Source organism: Pseudomonas petrae (assembly GCF_021728295.1).
GTDB lineage: Bacteria > Pseudomonadota > Gammaproteobacteria > Pseudomonadales > Pseudomonadaceae > Aquipseudomonas > Aquipseudomonas petrae.
This window is the reverse complement of record NZ_JAKJXE010000004.1, coordinates 318,837-341,484: the sequence shown is the minus strand read 5'-3', so window position 1 is coordinate 341,484 and position 22,648 is coordinate 318,837. Positions and strand designations below refer to the sequence as shown.

The window sequence follows — 22,648 nt, the reverse complement described above, 5'->3', positions numbered from 1 at the left end:
CGCTTTCCCGAGTAGGACCGGCTTTAGCCGGGAAGAGGCCGGTGTGGACACCATAGATTTTGCGGTGTGGCATCCGACGCTTTCCCGTGTAGGACCGGCTTTAGCCGGGAAAGGGCCGGTATGGACACCGTGAATTTTGCGGTGTGACAACTGACGCTTTCCTGAGTAGGACCGGCTTTAGCCGGGAAAGGGCCGGTATAGACACCGTGGATTTCTCGGTGTGACATCCGACGGGTTCCCGGCTAAAGCCGGTCCTACAGGTATAGGTCCTACAGGTCCCGCGGGTCCTGTTTTAAGCGCGAAACCAGTCCCACTGGCCTGTTCCGCATCGCCAATGTGACCCAAGCTACGTGATTCAGGGCGTGCGGCCCCTCTGGGTGGCGCGCGCTCTTTGGAGTGTTTATGGCAGTCAAGGTTCTCGTCGTGGACGATTCGGGTTTTTTCCGACGTCGTGTCTCGGAAATTCTCTCTTCAGATCCCACGATCCAGGTGGTCGGTACTGCCACCAATGGTAAGGAAGCCATTGAACAAGCCCTGGCCCTCAAGCCCGACGTGATCACCATGGACTACGAAATGCCGATGATGGATGGCATTACCGCGGTCCGTCACATCATGCAGCGCTGCCCGACCCCGGTGTTGATGTTCTCCTCCCTGACCCACGAAGGCGCCCGAGTCACACTCGATGCGCTGGACGCTGGCGCGGTGGATTTCCTGCCGAAAAATTTCGAAGACATCTCGCGCAACCCCGAAAAGGTCAAACAGATGCTGTGCGAGAAAGTACACAGCATCTCCCGCAGCAACCGTCGTTTCAGCGGTTACGGCAGCACGCCTGCTACATCGTCGGCGCCGGCTCCATCGGCCCCCTCATCGGCACAGCCCGCTGCGCCGCGCAGCACGCCTGCCGCACCGAGCCCGTCGCGTCCCGCGCCAGCCCCTGCGACTGCGCGTTCCGCCGCGCCGGCGTCGCATCACCACGCGCCAACGTCGGGTGCGCCCAAGCGCAAGGCCTACAAACTGGTCGCGATCGGCACTTCTACCGGTGGCCCGGTTGCCTTGCAGCGGGTGCTGACCCAACTGCCGGCCAACTTCCCGGCGCCCATCGTGCTGATCCAGCACATGCCGGCCGCCTTCACCAAAGCCTTCGCCGAGCGTCTCGACAAGCTTTGCCGCATCAGCGTCAAGGAAGCTGAAGACGGCGACATCCTGCGTCCCGGCCTGGCACTGCTGGCCCCGGGCGGCAAGCAGATGATGGTCGATGGTCGCGGGGCGGTGAAAATCCTGCCGGGCGACGAGCGCCTGAACTACAAGCCGTGTGTTGACATCACCTTTGGCTCGGCGGCGAAGTCCTACAGCGACAAAGTCCTCGCCGTCGTCCTCACCGGGATGGGCGCTGACGGCCGTGAAGGTGCGCGTCTGCTCAAACAGAGCGGCAGCCAGATCTGGGCGCAGGACGAAGCCAGCTGCGTGATCTACGGCATGCCCATGGCGATCGTCAAAGCCGAACTGGCCGACGCCGTTTACAGCCTCGACGACATCGGGCGCCATCTGGTGGAGGCCTGCAGCTGATGGATGTCTTGACGCTCATAGGGATCATTCTCGCGTTCGTCGCGATCATCGGCGGCAACTACATCGAAGGCGGGCACCTGGGCGCCTTGCTCAACGGCCCGGCGGCGTTGATCGTCCTTGGCGGTACGCTGGCGGCCTGCCTGCTGCAGACGCCCATGAGCGCGTTCAAGCGGGCGATGCAGATCTTCATCTGGATTCTGTTTCCGCCACGCATCGATCTGGCGGGCGGCATTGATCGCGTTGTGTCCTGGAGCCTCACCGCGCGCAAGGAGGGCCTGCTCGGCCTTGAAGCCGTGGCTGATTCGGAACCTGATGCCTATTCGCGCAAAGGCCTGCAACTGCTGGTCGACGGCGCTGAGCCCGCAGCCATTCGCGGCATCCTGGAAGTGGATTTCATCACCCAGGAAAGCCGCGATATCCAGGCCGCCAAGGTCTACGAAAGCATGGGTGGTTACGCGCCAACGGTCGGCATCATCGGCGCGGTCATGGGCCTGATCCATGTGATGGGCAACCTCGCCGATCCCAATCAGCTGGGCAGCGGCATTGCTGTTGCGTTCGTGGCGACTATTTATGGCGTTGCCTCCGCCAACCTGATTCTTCTGCCGGTGGCGAACAAGCTCAAGGCCGTGGCGATTCGCCAGTCGCGCTATCGGGAAATGCTCCTCGAAGGCCTGCTGTCGATTGCCGAGGGCGAGAACCCGCGCTCGATCGAACTGAAGCTGCAAGGCTTCATGGAGTGATGGACTGATGGCCCGCCGACGTCGCCAGGAAGAGCACGAAAACCACGAACGCTGGCTGGTGTCCTACGCCGACTTCATCACCTTGCTGTTCGCTTTTTTTGTGGTCATGTATTCCATCTCGTCGCTGAACGAAGGCAAATACAAGGTGCTGTCCGAGGCGCTGGTCGGGGTCTTCAACGAGCCTGAGCGCAGCGTCAAGCCGATCCCCATTGGCGAGCAGAAACCGCAAACCGTGCGACCCGCCGACCCGCTGGTTCAGGACAGCGAGCAGACCGACGCAGCGCTGGGGCAGGGCGCCCAGGACCCACTGAAGTCGATAGCCGATGACGTCAACGCCGCGTTCGGCGACCTGATTGCCTCCAAGCAAATGACCATACGCGGCAACGAGCTGTGGATCGAGATCGAGCTCAATTCCAGTTTGCTGTTCGGCAGCGGCGACGCGATGCCGAGCAATCAGGCGTTCGATTTGATCGACAAGGTCGCGAAAATCATCAAGCCGTTCGACAACCCCGTACACGTCGAAGGCTTCACCGATAACCAGCCGATCAACACCGGGCAGTTCCCGACCAATTGGGAGCTGTCGTCGGCGCGTTCATCGAGCATCGTGCGCATGCTGGCCATGGACGGGATCAACCCGGCGCGGCTGGCCTCGGTGGGATACGGCGAATTCCAGCCGCTGACCTCCAACGCCACCGCCGATGGCCGCGCGCGCAACCGCCGCGTGGTGCTGGTGATCTCGCGCAACCTGGACGTGCGCCGCAGCCTGACGGGCTCGGGCACCACGGCCAACGCAAAACCGGATGCGGCGCTGCGCCGTGCTGGCACACAAACTGCACCGGTCCCGACCAAGCCGCCGCAAGGCGTCAAATCTTCGTCATCTGCCCCTTAAACCCGGTCGTCGCTTTGGTCGGGGGGAAAACGAGTACATGAGAGTCTGGGCAGTAGCCAATCAGAAAGGCGGGGTCGGCAAGACCACCACCTCCATCGCTTTAGCCGGCTTGCTGGCAGAGGCGGGCAAGCGCGTGGTCATGGTGGATCTCGATCCCCATGGCTCGATGACCAGCTATTTCGGGCAAGACCCCGATACGCTGGAACACAGCAGCTTCGACCTGTTCCTCAATAAGGGCGTGGTGCCGAACGGCCTGCCCGGTCAACTGCTGCTGCCCACCAGTGACAAACGCATCTCGCTGCTGCCGTCGAGCACCGCGCTGGCCACCCTTGAGCGCCAGTCGCCGGGGCAGAGCGGCCTGGGGCTGGTGATTGCCAAGAGTCTGGCGCAGCTGTGGCAGGACTTCGATTACGCCATCATCGACAGTCCGCCGTTGCTCGGCGTGTTGATGGTCAACGCCCTGGCGGCGAGCCAGCAACTGGCGATCCCGGTGCAGACCGAATTCCTCGCGGTGAAGGGCCTGGAGCGCATGGTGAATACGCTGGCGATGATCAACCGCTCGCGCAAGGTGCCGCTGCCCTACACCATCGTGCCGACGCTGTTCGATCGGCGTACCCAGGCGTCGATGAGCACCCTCAAGCTGCTGCGTGACAGTTACCCGGAGCACGTCTGGAATGCGTTTATTCCAGTGGACACGCGCCTGCGCGATGCCAGCCGCGCGGGCCTGACGCCCTCGCAGTTCGACGGCAAGAGCCGTGGCGTGCTGGCCTACCGCGCGTTGCTCAAGCACATGCTCACCGAACAGCTTGCCGGGCAGGTGGCCTGAGTGTCCGCTGATCGTTATTTGTCGAGCGGCGCGCCTGCACGCTCAAGTCCATCGGCTATGCAGCCGATATCTGTTTCAGGCGGTAATCGCATCACTACTTTTCGGGCTCCCGTATGAACCGCCCTCTGGACATCGCTTCACGACCACAACTGGCGCTGCAGAACTACCTGGACGCGTTGCTGTATGACGCGACCGAGGAGCTGCAGGTCGTCGAGTCCGTCGATGAATTTCAAGCGGCCGTGCTCGAAGAGCAGGCCCATGACGCACGCATGCGTTCCGCGGTAGCGGCGGCGGTTGCTGCCGCGTTGCCCGCTGCTATACCCGCGCCGCAGCCCGCTCCCATGAGCCGGCCTGCGCCAGTGTCTCTTGCCTATTCGGCTCAGCCTGAACCGGCTGCCGCGAGGGTGATGGAACGGCCCGTACTGATGCCACCGGTGATTCTGCCGCCGGTCGTCATGCCGGAGGTCGAGCCTGTGGTTGAGGCACCGGTCCTTGAGGCCCGGGTGGTGGAAGAACCGCCGGTGACGTTGGTCGAGCCGGTCGCTGACGTGCATCTTTCGGCGCAGCGCACACCGACGCCTCCGCCCACCGGTGACGAGCGCCCGGCCTGGGCTGCCGAGCCGTTCGAATGCCTGCTGTTCGACGTCGCGGGTCTGACCCTCGCCGTGCCGCTGGTGTGCCTGGGTTCGATTTATCCGTTGGCCGGCCATGACTTGACGCCGCTGTTCGGTCAGCCGGACTGGTTTCTCGGGATCCTGCCGAGCCAGGCCGGCAACCTGAAGGTGCTGGACACCGCGCGCTGGATCATGCCGGACCGTTATCGCGACGATTTCCGCCAGGGCCTGCAATACGTGATCTCGGTTCAGGGCTATGAGTGGGGGCTGGCGGTGCATCAGGTCAGCCGCTCGTTGCGCCTGGACCCCAATGAAATCAAATGGCGCACCCATCGTGGTCAGCGCCCCTGGCTTGCCGGGACGGTGATCGAGCACATGTGTGCGCTGCTGGACGTTTCCGAGCTGGCCGAGCTGATTGCCAGTGGCGCGGTCAAGCAGATGCAGAAGCTCAAATAGCATCAGTCATAAAAGAACATCACATAAACACAGGCCGGCGTACGAAGCGTCGACCGCACGGCACAACACGCAAGGGGTTAGGGGTATGAAGAAGTCGTCAGCACAGGGTTCCGAAGATCCGATTCTGCAATGGGTCACCTTCCGCCTGGACAACGAGTCGTATGGCATCAACGTGATGCAGGTTCAGGAAGTGCTGCGCTACACCGAGATCGCTCCGGTCCCGGGCGCGCCAAGCTACGTGCTGGGGATCATCAACCTGCGCGGCAACGTCGTCACGGTCATCGACACCCGTCAGCGCTTTGGTCTGCCGCCGGTTGAAGTCAGCGACAACACGCGTATCGTGATCATCGAGGCCGACAAGCAAGTGGTCGGGATCCTGGTCGATAGCGTCGCTGAAGTGGTTTACCTGCGTCAGTCGGAAGTCGAAACCGCGCCGAACGTGGGCAACGACGAATCCGCTAAATTCATCCAGGGCGTGTGCAACAAGAACGGCGAACTGCTGATCCTCGTGGAACTGGACAAGATGATGTCCGAGGAAGAGTGGTCCGAGCTGGAGAACATCTGATTGATTTTTGATGTGGCGGTCATTTTTCTGGCGGTGTTGTGGGTCGCGAGCGTCGCGATGTTCATGGCCCACACCAAACGCCTGCGCACCCTGGCCACGCAGCAGCTGGAGGCGGATTCGCTGCGTGATCAGCGCATCCGCGAGCTGGCCCGGCGCCTGGAAAATTACCAGAGCGGCACGGTGAAGATGGGCGAGGAGCTGCACGAGCTGCGCTCCATCATCGCGCTGCTGCCGGACAAGATCACCGCGCTCGAACAGCGCGACCCCTCCACGCTGTCCTTCGCCCAGGCCGCCCGCCTGGTCGGAATGGGCGCCAGCATCGACGAACTCACCCAATCCTGCGGCCTGACCCAGGCCGAAGCGCAACTGATGACCAAGCTGCACGGGAACAATCGGTCGTAAGCGTGCTCCTGCCTTGGTACGCGGTGTGTCAGTGGGACCGGCTTTAGCCGGGAAGAGGCCAGTGCGTGCGACACAGGCATTCATGAGGCGCCGCTGATCGGTGCAGGAGCGCGCTTGCCCGCGAACAGGCCAGTACATCCCACGCCTATTGATCGCCCGTGCCAACGCCTTCGCGGGCAAGCGCGCTCCTACAATCGGTTTTGCGGCGTCTGGATACTCACGGTTGTACGCACAATCCGCAGGAGCCGGCTTGCTGGCGAACCCGGGTTGCCTGTGACATGTTCAGCGACTGACACGCCGCCTTCGCCAGCAAGCGCGCTCCTGCATTTCGGTGTGCCGCATCTGGTGGATGGCATTAGCTCTGCGGCGTGATACCCGACGCCTTCCCGGCTGAAGCCGGTCCTACCATGATACGCGGTGTGTCAGTGGGACCGGCTTTAGCCGGGAAGAGGCCAGTGCGTGCGACACAAGCATTCATGACGCGCCGCTGATCGGTGTAGGAGCGTGCTTGCCCGCGAACAGGCTAGTACATCCGACGCCTATTGATCGCCCGTGCCAACGCCTTCGCGGGCAAGCGCGCTCCTGCATTTCGGTGTGCCGCATCTGGTGTATGGCATTCGCTTTGCGGCGTGATACCCGACGCCTTCCCGGCTGAAGCCGGTCCTACCATGGTACGCGGTGTGTCAGTGGGACCGGCTTTAGCCGGGAAGAGGCCAGTGTGTGCGACACAAGCATTCATGATGCTCCGCTGATCGGTGTAGGAGCGCGCTTGCCCGCGAAGAGGTCAGTACATCCCACGCCTATTGATCGCCCGTGCCAACGCCTTCGCGGGAAAGCGCGCTCCTGCATTTCGGTGTGCCGCATCGGGTGGATGGCATTAGCTCTGCGGCGTGATACCCGGCGCCTTCCCGGCTGAAGCCGGTCCTACAGTTGTTCGCGGTGTGTCAGTGGGACCGGCTTTAGCCGGGAAGAGGCCAGTGCGTGCGACACAAGCATTCATGATGCTCCGCTGATCGGTGCAGGAGCGTGCTTGCCCGCGAACAGGCTAGTACATCCGACGCCTATTGATCGCCCATGCCAACGCCTTCGCGGGCAAGCGCGCTCCTACAATCGGTTTTGCGGCGTCTGGATGCTCACGGTTGTACGCGAAATTCGTAGGAGCCGGCTTGCTGGCGAACCCGGTTTGCCTGTGACATGTTCAGCGACTGACACGCCGCCTTCGCCAGCAAGCGCGCTCCTGCATTTCGGTGTGCCGCATCGGGTGGATGGCATTAGCTCTGCGGCGTGATACCCGGCGCCTTCCCGGCTGAAGCCGGTCCTACAATTGTTCGCGGTGCGTCAGTGGGACCGGCTTTAGCCGGGAAGAGGCCAGTGTGTGCGACACAAGCATTCATGATGCGCCGCTGATCGGTGCAGAAGCGCGCTTGCCCGCGAACCGCGAACAGGTCAGTACATCCCACGCCTATTGATCGCCCGTGCCAACGCCTTCGCTGGCAATCGCGCTCCTGCAGGTTTTGCGGCGTCTGGATACTCACGGTTGTACGCGAAATCCGTAGGAGCCGGCTTGCTGGCGAACCCGGTTTGCCTGTGACATGTTCGGCGACTGACACGGCGCGTTCGCCAGCAAGCCGGCTCCTGCGGTTTATTCGCGTCAACAGGGTAATGGGCGTCGTGTCCATGATCGGTAGAGTCGGCATCAACGCGGCGTGATATCCCGCTCCACCGGCCCGGCATTCGGGTCGAAGCCCACCGGAAACTTGCCTTTCAGGTGCCAGGCAAACGCGATGATTTCGGCGATGGTCAGGTACAGCTCCTGGGGGATGCTGTCGCCCAGTTCGAGGCGGGCGAGCATTTTCACCAGTTCGGCGTTTTCGTAGATCGGGACGTTGTATTCCCTGGCGATCGCGAGAATGGCTTCGGCCAGGGTGTCATCGCCCTTGGCCGTCAGCGTCGGGGCCTGGTGGCCGTCGTAGCTCAGGGCAATGGCCTGACGCGGTGTCTGCTCGGGTCTGCTCATCAGGCGTTCTCGTCGATCCAGCGTTGTTCGAGCACGGTACGTGGGCCTTGGGGCGGCACGCCACGGTTGCATTCCAGTTCCTTGACGTTCAGACCGCACGCCACCAACCGCGCACGCAGATTGTCCAGCTCGCGGGAAATCAACTCGGCGCTGCCTTCGCGTTCCGCCCACAACTGGCTGGCGATACTGCCGGCGATCAGTTGCGCCTGCACTTGCAGCGGGCCGAGGGGCTCCAGATCAAACGCCAGCTCCACCCGCCAGAGCTTTTCTCGCTCCTTGGCTTCCGGCACGGGTGTATCGGAAGGGTCGTCGCGCTCCGGCGTGTCCTCGCGCTGAACCTTGACCTGCAACGGCACGATATCGTGGGCGTTGCGCATCGGGATTTCCAGCTGCCACGTGGTCACCTGAGTGCCGTCGGCTTGGGTCCGGGTCTGCTCCAGGCCGCCCAACTGATGGCTCTGCAGGCGCGAAATCGCCCCCGCCGCCAGCTTCAACAGCATCTCCAGATCGTCCTTGCTGTCCGGATGACCGAGGGTGCGCGGTGGTAATGGGAAGTTGATTGTGTCGCTCGGCGGCGCCACCAGTCCCAAGGTGCCAAAGGCGCTGCGCAACACGCTGGGCATGGCCCGCGCCAGGGTATTGCCGGCGGCGGCCGCGTTATAACTGACGTTGTCCGGCAGGCCCGGCAAAATTTGCGTGATCAGGCGCAGCAGATTGGCTTTCATGTCCGGCACCAGCGTCGGGTTCTGCCCGGCGAGCAAGCGCGATTCCATGAATAACCCGCTGGCATTCAGCGCCTGGGCGACGCCCTTGGCGGTGGTCATCTGCGGGAGGTCCGGCAGATCGGCCAGCAATTGCTCGATGCTGGCCCGCAGCGACGGCGAAAGGTTATCGCCATCGGCAGCCGCTGGCGGCATGTTTTGCAGCGCAGTGATCAGGCCCTGCAGCGAGCCCTGACGGCTTTGCTGGGTCGATAACTGCTGCGCCAGGGCCAGTTCGTCCAGACGATTGGGCAGGGCGACGAAATTCAGCGCCTGACTGTTCTGCACCTGAGCGCTGAGCAGACTGCCGACCCGCAGCGGCTGCGGGCTGTCGACGGTCAGGCTGCTGCCGGCCAGCGCCGTGTTGAGCAGGATGACGATGGAACGGTAGTTGGCTGGCTGCCCGCTGGCTGAGGATTGCCCGGTTAACTGCGCGACATTCTGCGCGGCGACCTGGGTGGTCAACACCTTACCTTGCAGCAGCGTGCCGGCGGGCAATTGCCGCGTGTCGATGCTGGTGAGGCTATGGGTGACGGCTTTCTGCAGGTCCAGCACGCTGATGGTCAGGGTGTCGGCTGAACCCTGGGCGACATTGACGCTGGTGCCGGGCGTCAGCGGCAACGAACTGCTGACGGGGAGGGTGGTTTGCCGGCCGTTGTCCAGGGTCAGTTTGAGCAACAGCTGAAAGTCCTGCCCCAACTGCTTGAGGCTCACCACTTCAGCGCTGGCCACCTGGCCCGAGGTCAACAGCCCTTCGCGCGGCTCCATCAGCTTGAGCACTTCGCCCGCCGGCACGCCTGCTCGCAGCAAGGCCGTGGCCGCTGCGACTGGAGAAAGATTGGGTATATCGCCTGTCATCAGATCCCGACTCGGTAAATTTGCGCTCTGGGTGGCGGGTCCGGGTATGTATAATCCGGCACCGACTGCGTCGGCGGTCCACCGTTAAGCTGCATCAGTATAACGGCCGTCATGATCCCGACTTGAACCGCCGTGCCGCTGCAACTGAAAAGAAGGTCCCCATGTCGATCCCCGTTCTTGAAGCCGTGGCGCTGACTTGCGAGCGTGACTGGCGCCTGCTGTTCGAGCATCTCGAATTGCGGCTGAGCGCGGGCGACATGGTGCAGATCAGTGGCCCCAACGGCAGCGGCAAGACCAGCCTGCTGCGCCTGTTGTGCGGGCTGATGCAGCCCACCGCCGGCAGCGTGCTTCTGGACGGCAAACCCCTTGCCAGCCAGCGCAGCGAATTGACCCGTCACCTGCTGTGGATCGGCCACGCCGCTGGCATCAAGGATTTGCTCACCCCTCTGGAAAACCTCGCCTGGCTCTGCGCGCTGCACACGCCTGTGGAGACCGCCGACATCTGGCGCGCCCTCGAAGCGGTCGGCCTGCGTGGGTTTGAAGACGTGCCGTGTCACACCTTGTCGGCCGGCCAGCGCCGCCGCGTGGCACTGGCACGCCTGTATTTGCCGGGCCCCGGCCTGTGGATGCTTGACGAGCCCTTTACTGCGCTGGACAAACAGGGCGTCGTGCAACTCGAAGCCCATCTGGCCGCCCACTGTGAGAACGGCGGCGCCGTGGTACTGACCACTCACCACACGCTGAGCCGCACACCGTCGGGCTATCGCGAACTGGACCTGGGGCAGTGGGCGGCATGAGCCATGTGTTCACCCTGCTGATCGCCCGTGAGGCACGCCTGCTGTTTCGGCGTCCGGCCGAGCTGCTTAACCCGCTGGTGTTCTTCGCCATCGTCATCGCGCTGTTTCCCCTGGCCGTCGGCCCTGATACGCAACTGCTGCAGCGCCTGTCGCCGGGGTTGCTGTGGGTGGCGGCGCTGTTGTCCGTGCTGCTGTCACTGGACGGCCTGTTTCGCAGCGATTTCGAAGACGGCTCCCTCGAACAATGGGTGCTGTCGTCGCAACCGCTGGCGCTGCTGGTGCTGGCCAAAGTGCTGGCGCACTGGGCGTTTTCCGGGCTGGCGCTGGTGTTGCTGTCCCCGCTGCTGGCGCTGATGTTGGGCCTGCCCACTGCGTGTTTGCCGGTGCTGCTGCTGTCGCTGCTGCTGGGCACGCCGGTGCTGAGCCTGCTCGGCGCGGTGGGCGCGGCCTTGACCGTAGGGCTCAAGCGCGGCGGTCTGCTCTTGGCATTGTTGATTCTGCCGTTGTACATCCCGGTGCTGATTCTCGGCAGCGGCGCCTTGCAGGCTGCACTTGAGGGCATGCCCGCGACCGGTTATCTGCTTTGGCTTGGCAGCCTGACCGCACTGGCGGTAACCCTGACGCCCTTTGCAATTGCCGCTGGTTTGAAGATCAGCGTTGGCGAATAATCGCACCCTGACCGAGCGGACAGTTTTTCCGTCGGCAGGTCCCGGCTGCTTCAGCCATAAGAAGCGCCTTGCCCTGATAGCGCCTCTTGCTGAGACGCACCGTGATAATGAGCACCGTGATGAAAAGGCAGCGTGATGAACACAAGCGCCAAGGCTAAAGGCGGCATGAGTTGGGCCTGGTTCCACAAACTTGGTTCGCCCAAATGGTTCTACGGCATCAGCGGCCGTCTGCTGCCGTGGCTGAGCATCGCTGCGGCGCTGTTGATCGCCATCGGCGTGGTCTGGGGCCTGGCGTTTGCGCCGCCTGACTATCAGCAAGGCAACAGCTTTCGCATCATTTATATGCACGTGCCGGCAGCGATGCTGGCCCAGTCCTGCTACGTGATGATGGCCGTATGCGGGGTGGTCGGGCTGGTCTGGAAGATGAAGATGGCCGACATCGCCCTGCAATGCGCGGCGCCCATCGGTGCGTGGATGACCGCCCTGGCGCTGGTCACTGGCGCGATCTGGGGCAAGCCGACCTGGGGCTCGTGGTGGGTCTGGGATGCGCGGCTGACGTCGATGCTGATTTTGCTGTTTCTGTATTTCGGCCTGATCGCGCTGGGCAACGCGATTACCAACCGCGACAGCGCCGCCAGGGCCTGCGCCGTGTTGGCGATTGTTGGCGTGATCAACATCCCGATCATCAAATACTCGGTGGAATGGTGGAGCACCCTGCACCAGGGCGCGACCTTCAGCCTGACGGAAAAGCCGGCCATGCCCGCTGAAATGTGGCTGCCGTTGCTGTTCACCGTGCTGGGCTTTTACTGCTTCTTCGGGGCGGTGCTGCTGATGCGCATGCGCCTGGAAGTGCTCAAGCGCGAGGCCCGCGCCGGTTGGGTCAAGGATGTCGTAATAAAGCACCTGGGCCACAAGGCGTCACCTCACAACGGAGCGGAACGATGAGCTTCGAGTCTTTCAGCGATTTTCTCGTCATGGGCAAGCACGGGCTGTATGTCTGGTCGGCTTATGGCATCTGTTTCATCGTGCTGGCGATCAACGTCCTGACACCGTTTTTCGCGCGTCGGCGTTACCTGCAACAAGAGGCGCGCCGTCTGCGCCGGGAGAGCATTACGTGAATCCGCTGCGAAAAAAGCGCCTGTTGATCATCGTGGCGATCCTCGCCGGGGTCGGCATTGCGCTCAGCCTTGCACTCAGCGCGCTGAAGGAAAACATCAATCTGTTCTACACCCCGACCCAGATCGCCGGCGGCGAAGCGCCCCGTGACACACGGATTCGCGCCGGTGGCATGGTCGTCCAGGGCTCGCTGCAGCGCTCTTCGGATTCCCTGGACGTCACGTTTGTGGTCACGGATTTCAACAAGTCGGTGCCCATCGCGTACCGCGGCATCCTGCCGGACCTGTTTCGTGAGGGGCAGGGCATCGTTGCCCTCGGCAAGCTCAATGGCGAAGGGGTGGTCGTCGCCGATGAAGTGCTGGCCAAACACGACGAAAAATACATGCCGCCGGAAGTCGCCAAAGCGCTGAAGGACAGCGGCCAGCCCGCGCCCGCCGCGACGCCCGCTCTCCCGGACAAACAGGGGTAAACGATGATTCCCGAACTCGGCCATCTGGCCATGATTTTGGCCCTGTGCTTCGCCATCGTGCAGGCTGTCGTGCCGCTGATGGGCGCCTGGCGCGGCGATCGTCTGTGGATGAGCCTCGCTCAGCCCGCCGCGTGGGGGCAGTTTGCCTTTCTGGTGTTTGCCTTCGGCTGCTTGACCCATTCGTTCCTGGTCGACGATTTCTCCGTGGCTTACGTCGCCGAAAACTCCAACAGCGCGCTGCCCTGGTATTACAAATTCAGCGCCGTCTGGGGCGCACACGAAGGGTCGTTGCTGCTCTGGGCGCTGATCCTCGGCGGCTGGACCTTCGCCGTGTCGATCTTTTCCCGGCAGTTGCCTCAGGTCATGCTGGCCCGTGTCCTGGCGGTGATGGGCATGATCAGCGTCGGCTTTCTGCTCTTCCTGATCCTCACCTCCAACCCGTTCAGCCGCATCCTGCCGCAGGTTCCCCAGGACGGTCGCGACCTTAACCCGTTGCTGCAGGACATCGGCCTGATCGTCCACCCGCCAATGCTCTACATGGGCTATGTCGGCTTCTCGGTGGCGTTCGCCTTCGCCATCGCCGCCTTGCTCGGCGGTCGGCTAGATGCGGCGTGGGCGCGCTGGTCGCGGCCGTGGACCATCGTCGCCTGGGCCTTCCTCGGCATTGGCATCACCCTCGGTTCGTGGTGGGCCTATTACGAACTCGGCTGGGGCGGCTGGTGGTTCTGGGACCCGGTGGAAAACGCCTCGTTCATGCCGTGGCTGGTGGGCACTGCGCTGATTCACTCGCTGGCGGTCACTGAAAAGCGCGGCGTATTCAAAAGCTGGACCGTGCTCTTGGCCATCGCGGCGTTTTCGCTGAGCCTGCTCGGCACCTTCCTTGTGCGCTCCGGCGTGCTGACCTCGGTGCATGCCTTCGCCTCCGACCCGGCCCGTGGCGTCTTCATTCTGATCTTCCTGTTGATGGTTGTCGGTGGCTCACTGACCCTGTTCGCCATCCGCGCGCCGGTGGTGAAAAGCCACGTTGGCTTTGGCCTGTGGTCGCGGGAAACGTTGCTGCTCGGCAACAACCTGGTGCTGGTGGTGGCGGCGTCGATGATTCTGCTCGGCACGCTGTACCCGCTGGTGCTGGATGCGCTGAGCGGGGCGAAGATGTCGGTCGGCCCACCGTATTTCAACGCGTTGTTTATGCCGCTGATGGGCTTGCTCATGGCGGTGATGGCGGTGGGCGTGCTGGTGCGCTGGAAGGACACGCCGGTCAAGTGGCTGTTGAGCATGCTCGCGCCGGTATTGGTCGGCAGCGCGGTACTGGCAGTGATCGCCGGTTTTGCCATGGCCGACTTCCACTGGGCGGTGCTTGCCACCTGCCTGCTGGCGGCCTGGGTGTTGCTGGCCGGCGTGCGCGACCTGTTCGACAAGACGCGCCACAAAGGCCTTCTCAAAGGCATGCGCTCGCTGACCCGCAGTTACTGGGGCATGCAAGTGGCGCACCTCGGTATCGCGGTGCTGGCGCTGGGCGTGGTGTTGTCCAGCCAGAACAGCGCCGAACGCGACCTGCGCATGGCCCCCGGTGAGTCGGTGGAGCTGGGCGGTTACCTGTTCGTATTCGAGGGCGCTCAGCATTACCAGGGTCCGAACTTCACCTCTGATCGCGGCACCCTTCGCGTGCTGGAAGACGGCAAGGAAATCACCGTGCTGCACCCGGAAAAACGCCTGTACACCGTGCAGCGTTCGATGATGACCGAGGCCGGCATCGACGCTGGTTTCACCCGCGATCTGTATGTCGCGTTGGGCGAACCGCTGGAAAACGGCGCGTGGGCAGTGCGCGTGCACGTCAAGCCGTTCGTGCGCTGGATTTGGTTCGGCGGGCTGATCACCGCACTGGGCGGGCTGCTTGCGGCGCTGGACAAACGTTATCGCGTCAAAGTCCGCGCGAAAGTGCGTGACGCGCTGGGCATGACGGGGGCGGTGGTATGAAGCGCTGGATGTTGCTGCTGCCACTGGTGCTTTTTCTCGGCATGGCGGGGTTGCTGTACCGAGGCTTGTATCTGGATCCGTCGGAATTGCCGTCGGCGCTGATTGGCAAACCATTCCCTGAATTCAGCTTGCCCGCCGTGCAGGACGGCAAGCCGCTTACCCGCGCCGACCTGCTTGGCAAACCGGCGCTGGTCAACGTCTGGGGCACCTGGTGCGTGGCCTGTCGCGTCGAGCACCCGGTGCTGACCAAACTGGCGCAGCAGGGCGTGGTGATTTACGGCGTCAACTACAAGGATGTGAACGCCGATGCGCAGAAGTGGCTCAAGGAGTTTCACGATCCGTATCAGCTGAACATCAATGACGAGGCCGGCAGCCTGGGTTTGAATCTGGGTGTGTATGGCGCGCCGGAAACCTTTTTGATCGATGCCAAGGGTGTCATTCGCTACAAGCATGTGGGCGTGATCGACGAGACGGTCTGGCGTGAGAAGCTGGCGGGCCAGTATCAGGCGCTGGTTGACGAGGGTCGGGAATGACCAGGCGCGATGATGTGGCGGCTGTTCGGGCCTCTTCGCGGGCAAGCGCGCTCCTACAGTGGGGGCGGCAACTGGCTGGCGCCGCGCTACTGGCGCTGGGTTTTGCGGGGGTGGCTCAGGCGGCCATCGACGCCTACACCTTCAAGGACGAGGCCGAGCGTGCTCGCTACGCCGAGCTGACCCGTGAGCTGCGCTGCCCGAAATGCCAGAACCAGGACATCGCCGATTCCAACGCGCCCATCGCGGCCGACCTGCGCAAGGAGATCTACCGCATGCTCGGCGAAGGCCAGAGCAATCAGCAGATCATCGATTTCATGGTCGATCGCTATGGCGAGTTCGTGCGCTACAAGCCCGAGCTCAACGCCCACACCTGGCTGCTCTGGTTCGGTCCGGCCGGGCTGCTGTTGGGGGGCGCGGTGTTGATTGGTGTGATTGTCGTTCGCCGCCGCCGCTCAGGCCGCGAAGACGCCGACGTGCTTTCCGACGAGGAGCGTCAGCGCCTCGCCCACTTGCTGGATAAGAACCGCGAATGATCGATTTCTGGATGGCCGCCGGCCTGTTGCTGCTGGTGGCCCTGAGTTTTCTGCTGATCCCCGTGGTGCGCGGTCGTCGCGCACAGACTGAGGAAGATCGCACCGCCCTTAACGTCGCCTTGTATCAGGAGCGCATCGCCGAGCTGCAAGCGCAGCAGGAGGAGGGCGTGCTCTCGGCGGCGCAACTGGACGGCGGTCGGGCCGAGGCCGCGCGCGAATTGCTCGCCGACACCCAAGGCGTGGGTACCGAGCGGGTATCGCGCCTGGGCAAGCCGCTGCCGTTGCTCGCCGCGATTCTGGTCCCGGTATTGGCGTTGGGCCTGTATCTGCATTTCGGTGCGTCGGACAAGGTCGAGCTGACCCGAGAGTTCTCCCGGCCGCCGGGCTCGCTGGCGCAGATGACCGAGCGGCTGGAGCGCGCGGTCAAGGCGCAACCGGATTCCGCCGAGAGCGCGTATTTCCTGGCGCGGACCTACATGGCCCAGGACCGGCCGGCCGACGCCGCGCGTATGTTCGAGCGTGCGGCCAAGTTGGCGGGCCGTCAGCCCGAACTGCTGGGGCAGTGGGCCCAGGCGCTGTATTTCGCCGGCAACAAGGCCTGGACCCCGCAGATCCAGGGAATCGCTGAAGAAGCGCTGAAGCTCGATCCCAAGGAAGTCACCAGCCTGGGCTTGATGGGCATCAATGCGTTCGAGAGCCAGCAGTTTGATCAGGCGGTCAGTTACTGGACGCGTTTGTTGGCCGTGTTGCCGCCTAACGATCCCTCCCGTGGGGCGCTGGAAGGCGGGATCAAACGCGCCAGTGACAAGCTCGTGCAAAGCGGCGGCAAGCTTGAAAACACCCCGACGGTGGCGGTGCAGGGCGCGCATCTGAAGGTGCGTGTCACCCTGTCGGAGGCGTTGAAAACCAAGGTCCAGCCGGGCGACACGGTGTTTGTGTTTGCCCGCGCGGTGTCAGGCCCGCCGGCGCCGCTGGCGGTCAAGCGGGTGACCGTGGCCGACTTGCCGGTGGAGGTCGAGCTGACCGACGCCGACGCGATGATGCCGCAGCTGAAACTGTCGAACTTCGCCGAAGTCCAACTGGTGGCCCGGGTGTCCCGCGCCGGTCAGCCCACGGCGGGCGAATGGATCGGTCGCAGTCAGCCGTTGCCCAGCAACGTGACGGCGCTGCAGGCCCTGACCATCGACAGCCCCGATCAGTAATCCCGTTAACGCAGCGAGTAGAGAGCCCTTATGTATCGCGTCGCCCGTTTTGCCTTGTTGAGTCTGGTGGTGGGATTGACCGCAGCCTGTGCGGTGCAGCATCCGGGGTCCCATAGCTCCGAACAGAGTTCCGAACCGATCCCGTCCATCCCCGGCCCGTCGCCGACGCCGCAGCCCGGCACCCCGCGCACGGCGCCGCAGACGCCGCCGTCCATGCCGATCCCGGCGCCCGGCCCGAAAACCTCCTCGCACTTCGCCCCGCCGCCGGGTGGCAACAGTCACTGGGATGCGCGCCTGGGTGTGCATGTGCTGGATAACGTGCCGAACACGTTCTACCGCCAGCGCACCTATTACCGCTGGAACAACGGCTGGACCTGGTCGACTTCGCCAAGCGGCCCGTGGCAAGAGACCGATGCCAGCGGCGTACCGCCGGGGTTGAGCAAGCAGTTCGGGAATTGAATTAGGCGGGGGGCCTAGTACGCCAGGATCAAGATCAAGATCAAGATCAAGATCAAGGGCGTCTGCCTGGGGGCAGACTGTTTCGCCTTCGGCGAGTTACTTGGAAAAGCACCCCAAGTAACCAAGGGTGCTTGCTCTCGGTTGGGCCCGACTTCGTCGGGTTCCCTCACTTCGACGACGCTCCGTGGGCCCGCGCCGAACGGACATCCATGTCCTGACGGCGCTCTCGCCGCATCCATGCGGCTCGGCCCACTCCGCGTCGTCTACGTTCGGCCTGCACCCAAGTCGCGTTTGGCGGTGTTTGAGCCTTTTGCGTATGAAGATCAAAAGCAGATCAAGAGCTTCCCGGCTGAAGCCGGTCCTACGGGCGCGCGCGGTCTGTTAGTGGGACCGGCTTCAGCCGGGAAGAGGCCGGTTTGCTCAGCATCAATTTCTGATCGTTCCCACGCTCCGCGTGGTAACGCCGCCCCGGACGCTCCGCGTCCCGCATACGACGCGCATCAAGGCTTGGGCAGGTGACACGGAGCGTCCCGGTATGCATTCCCACGCGGAGCGTGGGAATGATCAAAGATCACTGAAACACCGCGCACCTGTAGGACCGGCTTCAGCCGGGAAGCGGTTGATCTGCTCTAGATCTTGATCTTGATCTTCAAACACATGACGTCCAGACGACACCTATCGCGACTTGGGTGCAGGCTGAATGCAGGTCTCGTGGAGTGGGTCGAGCGGCATGGATGCCGCGAGAGCGCCGTCAGGACATGGATGTCCGTTCGGCGCGGGCCCACGGAGCAAGACCGGAGTGAAGGAACCCCGAGGGACGAGGGGCCCAACCAGGAGCAGGCACTTTTGCTTACTTTTGGTGCTTTTCAAAAGTAAGTCGCCGAAGGCGAAACAGTCTGCCGTTAGGCAGACGCTCTTGATCCTGGCGTACTAAGCCGAGGGCTCTATTTCGCCGGGTAGATCTGGTCAAACACCCCACCGTCATTGAAGTGGGTTTTCTGCACGGTGCGCCAGTCGCCGAAGGTTTTTTCCACTGACAGGAAGTCCACTTTCGGGAAGCGGTCGGTGTATTTGGCCAGCACTGCCGGATCCCTTGGGCGCAGGTAGTTGGCGGCAGCAATTTCCTGTCCTTCAGGGGACCACAGGTATTTCAGGTAATCCTCGGCCACCGCGCGGGTGCCTTTCTTGTCGACCACTTTGTCGACCACGCTCACCGGCGGCTCAGCTTCCGCAGAGACGCTCGGGTAAACCACTTCGAACTGGTCACGACCAAACTCGCGGGCGATCATTTCCGCTTCGTTTTCGAAGGTCACCAGCACGTCGCCAATGTGGTTGGTCATGAACGTGGTGGTCGCGCCACGGCCGCCGGTGTCGAGCACGGGCACATGGCTGAACAGCTCGCCGACGAACTTCCTCGCCGCCGCTTCATCGCCGCCGTTCTTCAGGGTGTAACCCCAGGCCGAGAGGTAGGTGTAGCGGCCGTTGCCAGAGGTCTTCGGGTTCGGCACCACCACTTCGACGCCATCCTTGACCAGGTCCGGCCAGTCCTTCAGCGCTTTCGGGTTGCCCTTGCGTACGATGAACACCGTGGCCGAGGTGAACGGCGCGCTGTTGTTCGGCAGGCGGGTGACCCAGTCCTTCGGCACCAGTTCGCCGTTGTCAGCCAGCGCGTTGATGTCGGTGGCCATGTTCATCGTGATGACATCGGCGGGCAGGCCATCGATCACCGAACGCGCCTGTTTGCTCGATCCGCCGAAAGACATCTGAATCGCCGGCTTTTCCTGGTGCTCGGCTTCCCAATGCTTCTGGAAGGCGGCGTTGTAGTCCTTGTAGAAGTCGCGCATCACGTCATACGAAACGTTGAGCAGCGCTGGCGCGACGGCCTGTGCAGCGCTGCCCAGCGCCATTCCTGCGGCGAGCAGAGAAGCGGCGAAGATCTTTTTCACTGTGGATTCCTTGTGGCGTTGAGCATGAGGCGTTTAGTGTTTCGCTCTTGAAAGAGCCGCAGTTATATCAGACAAGATGGCCAATGGCTGGCGACTATAACCAAAGTCGCCAGCGGCCCAATAGATCAAAAACTCATGTGCTTATGTCGGGTTGAGCGGGGTGAGGAGCGTCCCTTGATCCGCTGCGGGCAAACAGCGCATTGCCGCAGCGCGAACAGAACGCCGCATTGGGTTCATGGGCGTTCTTGGCGCAGACCGGGCAGTCGTGCTGCAGCTGATCGCCGCGCATGGCATTGGCCAGTTCGGCGGTGAAAATCCCGGTCGGCACGGCGATGATCGAGTAACCGGTGATCATCACCAGCGACGACAGGATCTGCCCGATCGGCGTCTTCGGCACGATGTCGCCAAAGCCCACCGTGGTCAGCGTGACGATCGCCCAGTAGATGCCTTTGGGAATGCTGGTGAAGCCGTGCTCTGGTCCCTCGACGACGTACATCAGCGTGCCGAACACCGTCACCAGCGTCGAAACAGTGGCCAGAAACACGATGATCTTCTGCTTGCTGCCACGCAGGGCGGCAAGCAGGTAATTGGCCTGTTTCAGGTAAGGGCTGAGCTTGAGCACGCGAAAGATCCGCAGCATCCGCACCACACGTACGATCAGCAGGTACTGCGCGTCGCTGTAATAGATCGCCAGAATGCCCGGCACGATGGCCAGCAGGTCGATCAGGCCGTAGAAGCTGAACGCGTACTTCAGGGGTTTGGGCGAGCAGTACAGGCGCACCAGGTACTCGACCGCGAAAATGAACGTCAAAGTCCACTCGATCCAGGCCAGCGGTGCGGCGTAACTGCGGTGCACGGCCTCGATGCTGTCGATGATCGCCACGAGCAGGCTGAAGAGGATGAGCACCAGCAGGATCTTGTCGAAGCGCCGGCCGGGTGGGGTGTCACTCTGAAAAACGATGATGCGTAGCTGTTCGCGCCAGCTGATGCTGCTGTCCATGGAGTCGTTCCGCGTGCAAGGTCGGCAGAGCGTGGGACAAAGCGCTCAGGAGCGCAACCTGTCATCGCTGATCGCCTGACGCAGCAGCCGAGCGCTGGCTTGCACCAGCCAGCAGGCCAGAATGAACGGCGCGGTGAGCGTCGCCAGCCCCATGGCTGCAAACCCCGGCTGCAACAGAATCGACAGCGCAATGGCGCTCGCCGGTAGCCAGGGTTTGTGCCGCGCCTGACTGAACGCCAGCCCGGCCAGCGCCGGGTTGTAGCCGCACAGGCCTGGCAGCGCCAGGTCAGGCTGCGACTGCCATAGCGCGAACGCCACTCCGCTGATGCAGCCGACAAATGCCCACAGCGCGGCGCGACGGTTGGCGATCAACAGGCCGACGCCGATCATCACCCCGGCCAGCGGATGATCGAGCAGAAAGACCTGACCAAAACCCAGCGGCAACGCGTGGATCGGGTTCGGGTCTGCGATAGCCGCTTGCGTCGGTTCGACAAACATCAACAACAGCCAGCCAAACAGCACGAAGGGCGCGGTGTAGGCGTTCAGGCAGGACGCCCGGGGCGTGCGTTCGAGCCAGGCGTGCATGAGCATTGCGCTGAGTCCGCCGCAGGCAATGGTCATCAGCGGCACCAGTGGCGACCATTCAACGTGATAGCTGATCAACAGCCCCAGCAGAATGCCGTTGTAGCTATAGAGCCCGGACTGGCGCCTGACTTTCGGATAGCCCCGTCGTTGCGCCGTGAGCAAACCGGCGACAGCGCCCAATAGCGCTGCGCCCAGGGAGGAGGGCGCGCTGATCAGAATCGCCAACAGACAAAAAACCCCGCAGAGGGGGCTGCGTTGCAGGAGCACCTGGCTGAACCCGTTGAGCAGGACTTCAGCCCAGTCGGGGCAGTTGGGCGAAGGGGTAGAGAGAATGGTTGACATATATGTATTCAATAGTTGTATTTATTGTATACATAATGGCTTGACGTGCGGAGTTCAGCAAGGTTGTAAGCGCGCCACCTTCGCTTATCGCCAGTCCCGCTGACATACCGCGTAGCTTTGTGGGACCGGCTTTAGCCGGGAAGACGTCAGCCGTCATACCGCAAAATTGATGGCGCCCAAGCTGGGCTCTTCCCGGCTAAAGCCGGTCCTACGAAAACACCGCATTCCCCTTTGGGACCGGCTTCAGCCGGGAAGACGTCAGGCGTCACACCGCAAAATTGAGGGTGCCCAAGCTGGCCTCTTCCCGGCTAAAGCCGGTCCTACGAAAACACCACATTCCCCTGTGGGACCGGCTTCAGCCGGGAAGACGTCAGGCGTCACACCGCAAAATTGACGGCGCCCAGGCTGGGCTCTTCCCGGCTAAAGCCGGTCCCACTGAGAACACCGCGTATCCCTGTAGGACCGGCTTTAGCCGGGAAAGCGTCGGGCGTTACACCGCAAATCTTATGGGGCTCAATCTGGTTGTTACACCCGAAACTGCCGCAACAACCCGTTCAGCTGTTCACTTAACCCCTTGAGCTGATGGCTCGCCGCGCTGGACTGTTCTGCCGCGACCGCCGTGCTCTGGGACAACTGCGCGGCCTGGGTGACGTTCTGGTTGATGTCTTCCACCACGTGGGATTGCTCAAGGGTGGCGCTGGCGATGGAGGCGTTGAGGCCGTTGAGGTTGCGCAGTGCCTGGCTGATCGAGGTCAGACTCTTGCCCGCCAGGTTGGCCTGTTCGATGGTCAGTTGCGATGAACGACTGCTGTCGGCGATCACTTTTACCGCAGCGTCCGAATGGGCTTGCAGGCGCTCGATCATCGCTTGGATTTCCGCCGTGGATTTCTGCGTGCGCTGGGCCAGCAGGCGTACTTCGTCTGCGACCACGGCGAAGCCACGGCCCTGATCTCCGGCGCGGGCGGCTTCGATGGCGGCGTTCAGCGCCAGCAGGTTGGTCTGCTCGGCAATCGAACTGATCACCTCCAGCACCCCGCCGATCTGCGTGCTTTCACTGGCCAGGGTGCGAATCACGTCGACGGCCTGATCGATAGTCCCGGACAGGTGCCCGATCTGCTTCAGGCTGCTGTCGATATTGGCCTGACCCTGCTGCGCCTGGGATTCGGCGTTGCGCATCTCGCTGGCGGCGTGCTCGGCGTTCTTCGCCACGTCCTGTACGCCATACGTCACCTCATTGACCGCCGTCGCGACCTGCTCCATCTGCAGCGACTGCTGCTGACTGCGCTCCTGGGCCTGAACCGCGTTACTGCCCAGCTCACTCGACGCC

General features: G+C 62.9%; 23 protein-coding genes. 17 read left to right on the top strand and 6 right to left on the bottom strand.

From position 1 onward, the window contains the following. Positions 1 to 402: 402 nt before the first annotated feature. The 7 genes from L4G42_RS09230 to L4G42_RS09200 all read left to right on the top strand — a co-directional run bounded on the left by L4G42_RS09230 (position 403) and on the right by L4G42_RS09200 (position 6,058). The gene (locus tag L4G42_RS09230; protein ID WP_237254368.1) at positions 403 to 1,566 is read left to right on the top strand and encodes a protein-glutamate methylesterase/protein-glutamine glutaminase; all 1,164 of its coding nucleotides are present in this window, start codon (positions 403 to 405) and stop codon (positions 1,564 to 1,566) included. After that, entirely contained in the window at positions 1,566 to 2,306 is a 741-nt protein-coding gene (locus tag L4G42_RS09225; protein ID WP_237254367.1) for a flagellar motor protein, read from the top strand. The genes L4G42_RS09230 and L4G42_RS09225 overlap by 1 nt, the downstream gene beginning before the upstream one ends. Before the next feature lie 7 nt (positions 2,307 to 2,313). Next, complete coding sequence (gene motD, locus L4G42_RS09220) at positions 2,314 to 3,195, top strand: flagellar motor protein MotD (RefSeq protein WP_237254366.1); 882 nt, start codon at positions 2,314 to 2,316, stop codon at positions 3,193 to 3,195. 37 nt (positions 3,196 to 3,232) lie between these two features. Next, positions 3,233 to 4,021: a ParA family protein gene (locus L4G42_RS09215; protein ID WP_237254365.1), complete on the top strand. Its 789-nt coding sequence runs from the start codon at positions 3,233 to 3,235 to the stop codon at positions 4,019 to 4,021. A gap of 113 nt (positions 4,022 to 4,134) precedes the next feature. Next, positions 4,135 to 5,091, top strand: a complete 957-nt coding sequence (locus L4G42_RS09210) for a CheW domain-containing protein (RefSeq protein ID WP_237254364.1) — start codon at positions 4,135 to 4,137, stop codon at positions 5,089 to 5,091. Positions 5,092 to 5,176: 85 nt separating this feature from the next. Continuing rightward, positions 5,177 to 5,656, top strand: a complete 480-nt coding sequence (locus tag L4G42_RS09205) for a chemotaxis protein CheW (RefSeq protein ID WP_065987319.1) — start codon at positions 5,177 to 5,179, stop codon at positions 5,654 to 5,656. Next, positions 5,657 to 6,058, top strand: coding sequence for a DUF2802 domain-containing protein (locus L4G42_RS09200; RefSeq protein WP_237254363.1), 402 nt, complete (start codon positions 5,657 to 5,659; stop codon positions 6,056 to 6,058). Positions 6,059 to 7,754: 1,696 nt separating this feature from the next. On the opposite strand, the gene L4G42_RS09195 is transcribed toward L4G42_RS09200, so the two are convergent. Together L4G42_RS09195 and fliK are read right to left on the bottom strand one after the other, a co-directional pair. Continuing rightward, complete coding sequence (locus L4G42_RS09195; RefSeq protein ID WP_237254362.1) at positions 7,755 to 8,075, bottom strand: EscU/YscU/HrcU family type III secretion system export apparatus switch protein; 321 nt, start codon at positions 8,073 to 8,075, stop codon at positions 7,755 to 7,757. Then, the gene (gene fliK / locus L4G42_RS09190; protein ID WP_237260770.1) at positions 8,075 to 9,694 is read right to left on the bottom strand and encodes a flagellar hook-length control protein FliK; all 1,620 of its coding nucleotides are present in this window, start codon (positions 9,692 to 9,694) and stop codon (positions 8,075 to 8,077) included. The genes L4G42_RS09195 and fliK overlap by 1 nt, the downstream gene beginning before the upstream one ends. 161 nt (positions 9,695 to 9,855) lie before the next feature. Between fliK and ccmA the strand changes: the two genes are divergently transcribed. The 10 genes from ccmA (at position 9,856) to L4G42_RS09140 (ending at position 17,448) form a co-directional block, all read left to right on the top strand. Further along, complete coding sequence (gene ccmA, locus L4G42_RS09185) at positions 9,856 to 10,491, top strand: cytochrome c biogenesis heme-transporting ATPase CcmA (protein WP_237254360.1); 636 nt, start codon at positions 9,856 to 9,858, stop codon at positions 10,489 to 10,491. Continuing rightward, positions 10,488 to 11,159: a heme exporter protein CcmB gene (gene ccmB, locus L4G42_RS09180; protein ID WP_237254359.1), complete on the top strand. Its 672-nt coding sequence runs from the start codon at positions 10,488 to 10,490 to the stop codon at positions 11,157 to 11,159. The genes ccmA and ccmB overlap by 4 nt, the downstream gene beginning before the upstream one ends. 165 nt (positions 11,160 to 11,324) lie before the next feature. Beyond that, the gene (locus tag L4G42_RS09175) at positions 11,325 to 12,104 is read left to right on the top strand and encodes a heme ABC transporter permease (protein WP_237254379.1); all 780 of its coding nucleotides are present in this window, start codon (positions 11,325 to 11,327) and stop codon (positions 12,102 to 12,104) included. Beyond that, entirely contained in the window at positions 12,101 to 12,277 is a 177-nt protein-coding gene (gene ccmD, locus L4G42_RS09170; RefSeq protein ID WP_237254358.1) for a heme exporter protein CcmD, read from the top strand. Before L4G42_RS09175 ends, ccmD begins: the two co-directional genes overlap by 4 nt. Next, the gene (gene ccmE, locus L4G42_RS09165; protein WP_237254357.1) at positions 12,274 to 12,744 is read left to right on the top strand and encodes a cytochrome c maturation protein CcmE; all 471 of its coding nucleotides are present in this window, start codon (positions 12,274 to 12,276) and stop codon (positions 12,742 to 12,744) included. The genes ccmD and ccmE overlap by 4 nt, the downstream gene beginning before the upstream one ends. A gap of 3 nt (positions 12,745 to 12,747) precedes the next feature. Further along, on the top strand, positions 12,748 to 14,721 hold the full coding sequence (locus L4G42_RS09160) for a heme lyase CcmF/NrfE family subunit (protein ID WP_237259702.1): 1,974 nt from the start codon (positions 12,748 to 12,750) through the stop codon (positions 14,719 to 14,721). Continuing rightward, complete coding sequence (locus tag L4G42_RS09155; RefSeq protein WP_237254355.1) at positions 14,718 to 15,254, top strand: DsbE family thiol:disulfide interchange protein; 537 nt, start codon at positions 14,718 to 14,720, stop codon at positions 15,252 to 15,254. The genes L4G42_RS09160 and L4G42_RS09155 overlap by 4 nt, the downstream gene beginning before the upstream one ends. Continuing rightward, positions 15,251 to 15,787, top strand: coding sequence for a cytochrome c-type biogenesis protein (locus L4G42_RS09150; protein ID WP_237254354.1), 537 nt, complete (start codon positions 15,251 to 15,253; stop codon positions 15,785 to 15,787). The genes L4G42_RS09155 and L4G42_RS09150 overlap by 4 nt, the downstream gene beginning before the upstream one ends. Then, complete coding sequence (gene ccmI / locus L4G42_RS09145) at positions 15,784 to 16,989, top strand: c-type cytochrome biogenesis protein CcmI (protein ID WP_237254353.1); 1,206 nt, start codon at positions 15,784 to 15,786, stop codon at positions 16,987 to 16,989. Before L4G42_RS09150 ends, ccmI begins: the two co-directional genes overlap by 4 nt. Positions 16,990 to 17,019: 30 nt before the next feature. Next, a complete protein-coding gene (locus L4G42_RS09140) occupies positions 17,020 to 17,448 on the top strand; it encodes a hypothetical protein (protein ID WP_237254352.1) in 429 nt (142 codons plus the stop codon). Between the two features lie 944 nt (positions 17,449 to 18,392). Here the strand turns inward: L4G42_RS09140 and L4G42_RS09135 are convergent. From L4G42_RS09135 to L4G42_RS26295, 4 genes are all read right to left on the bottom strand, one after another. Further along, positions 18,393 to 19,394, bottom strand: coding sequence for a sulfate ABC transporter substrate-binding protein (locus L4G42_RS09135; protein WP_237259700.1), 1,002 nt, complete (start codon positions 19,392 to 19,394; stop codon positions 18,393 to 18,395). 133 nt (positions 19,395 to 19,527) lie between these two features. Next, a complete protein-coding gene (locus L4G42_RS09130) occupies positions 19,528 to 20,394 on the bottom strand; it encodes an ion transporter (protein WP_237254350.1) in 867 nt (288 codons plus the stop codon). Positions 20,395 to 20,439: 45 nt separating this feature from the next. Further along, on the bottom strand, positions 20,440 to 21,321 hold the full coding sequence (locus L4G42_RS09125) for an urea transporter (protein WP_237254349.1): 882 nt from the start codon (positions 21,319 to 21,321) through the stop codon (positions 20,440 to 20,442). 525 nt (positions 21,322 to 21,846) lie between these two features. Continuing rightward, positions 21,847 to 22,581 carry a methyl-accepting chemotaxis protein gene (locus tag L4G42_RS26295; RefSeq protein ID WP_419789360.1) on the bottom strand — a complete coding sequence of 245 codons (735 nt, stop codon included), beginning with the start codon at positions 22,579 to 22,581 and terminating at the stop codon, positions 21,847 to 21,849. Positions 22,582 to 22,648 lie beyond the last annotated feature (67 nt).

Excerpts from the sequence above, each read along its gene's own strand:
- L4G42_RS09230 (WP_237254368.1), top strand. The coding sequence starts at position 403 with ATGGCAGTCAAGGTTCTCGTCGTGGACGATTCGGGTTTTTTCCGACGT.
- L4G42_RS09225 (WP_237254367.1), top strand. The coding sequence starts at position 1,566 with ATGGATGTCTTGACGCTCATAGGGATCATTCTCGCGTTCGTCGCGATC.
- motD (WP_237254366.1), top strand. The coding sequence starts at position 2,314 with ATGGCCCGCCGACGTCGCCAGGAAGAGCACGAAAACCACGAACGCTGG.
- L4G42_RS09215 (WP_237254365.1), top strand. The coding sequence starts at position 3,233 with ATGAGAGTCTGGGCAGTAGCCAATCAGAAAGGCGGGGTCGGCAAGACC.
- L4G42_RS09210 (WP_237254364.1), top strand. The coding sequence starts at position 4,135 with ATGAACCGCCCTCTGGACATCGCTTCACGACCACAACTGGCGCTGCAG.
- L4G42_RS09205 (WP_065987319.1), top strand. The coding sequence starts at position 5,177 with ATGAAGAAGTCGTCAGCACAGGGTTCCGAAGATCCGATTCTGCAATGG.
- L4G42_RS09195 (WP_237254362.1), bottom strand. The coding sequence starts at position 8,075 with ATGAGCAGACCCGAGCAGACACCGCGTCAGGCCATTGCCCTGAGCTAC.
- fliK (WP_237260770.1), bottom strand. The coding sequence starts at position 9,694 with ATGACAGGCGATATACCCAATCTTTCTCCAGTCGCAGCGGCCACGGCC.
- ccmA (WP_237254360.1), top strand. The coding sequence starts at position 9,856 with ATGTCGATCCCCGTTCTTGAAGCCGTGGCGCTGACTTGCGAGCGTGAC.
- ccmB (WP_237254359.1), top strand. The coding sequence starts at position 10,488 with ATGAGCCATGTGTTCACCCTGCTGATCGCCCGTGAGGCACGCCTGCTG.
- L4G42_RS09175 (WP_237254379.1), top strand. The coding sequence starts at position 11,325 with ATGAGTTGGGCCTGGTTCCACAAACTTGGTTCGCCCAAATGGTTCTAC.
- ccmD (WP_237254358.1), top strand. The coding sequence starts at position 12,101 with ATGAGCTTCGAGTCTTTCAGCGATTTTCTCGTCATGGGCAAGCACGGG.
- L4G42_RS09160 (WP_237259702.1), top strand. The coding sequence starts at position 12,748 with ATGATTCCCGAACTCGGCCATCTGGCCATGATTTTGGCCCTGTGCTTC.
- L4G42_RS09155 (WP_237254355.1), top strand. The coding sequence starts at position 14,718 with ATGAAGCGCTGGATGTTGCTGCTGCCACTGGTGCTTTTTCTCGGCATG.
- L4G42_RS09150 (WP_237254354.1), top strand. The coding sequence starts at position 15,251 with ATGACCAGGCGCGATGATGTGGCGGCTGTTCGGGCCTCTTCGCGGGCA.
- ccmI (WP_237254353.1), top strand. The coding sequence starts at position 15,784 with ATGATCGATTTCTGGATGGCCGCCGGCCTGTTGCTGCTGGTGGCCCTG.
- L4G42_RS09140 (WP_237254352.1), top strand. The coding sequence starts at position 17,020 with ATGTATCGCGTCGCCCGTTTTGCCTTGTTGAGTCTGGTGGTGGGATTG.
- L4G42_RS09130 (WP_237254350.1), bottom strand. The coding sequence starts at position 20,394 with ATGGACAGCAGCATCAGCTGGCGCGAACAGCTACGCATCATCGTTTTT.
- L4G42_RS09125 (WP_237254349.1), bottom strand. The coding sequence starts at position 21,321 with ATGTCAACCATTCTCTCTACCCCTTCGCCCAACTGCCCCGACTGGGCT.
- L4G42_RS26295 (WP_419789360.1), bottom strand. The coding sequence starts at position 22,581 with ATGGAGCAGGTCGCGACGGCGGTCAATGAGGTGACGTATGGCGTACAG.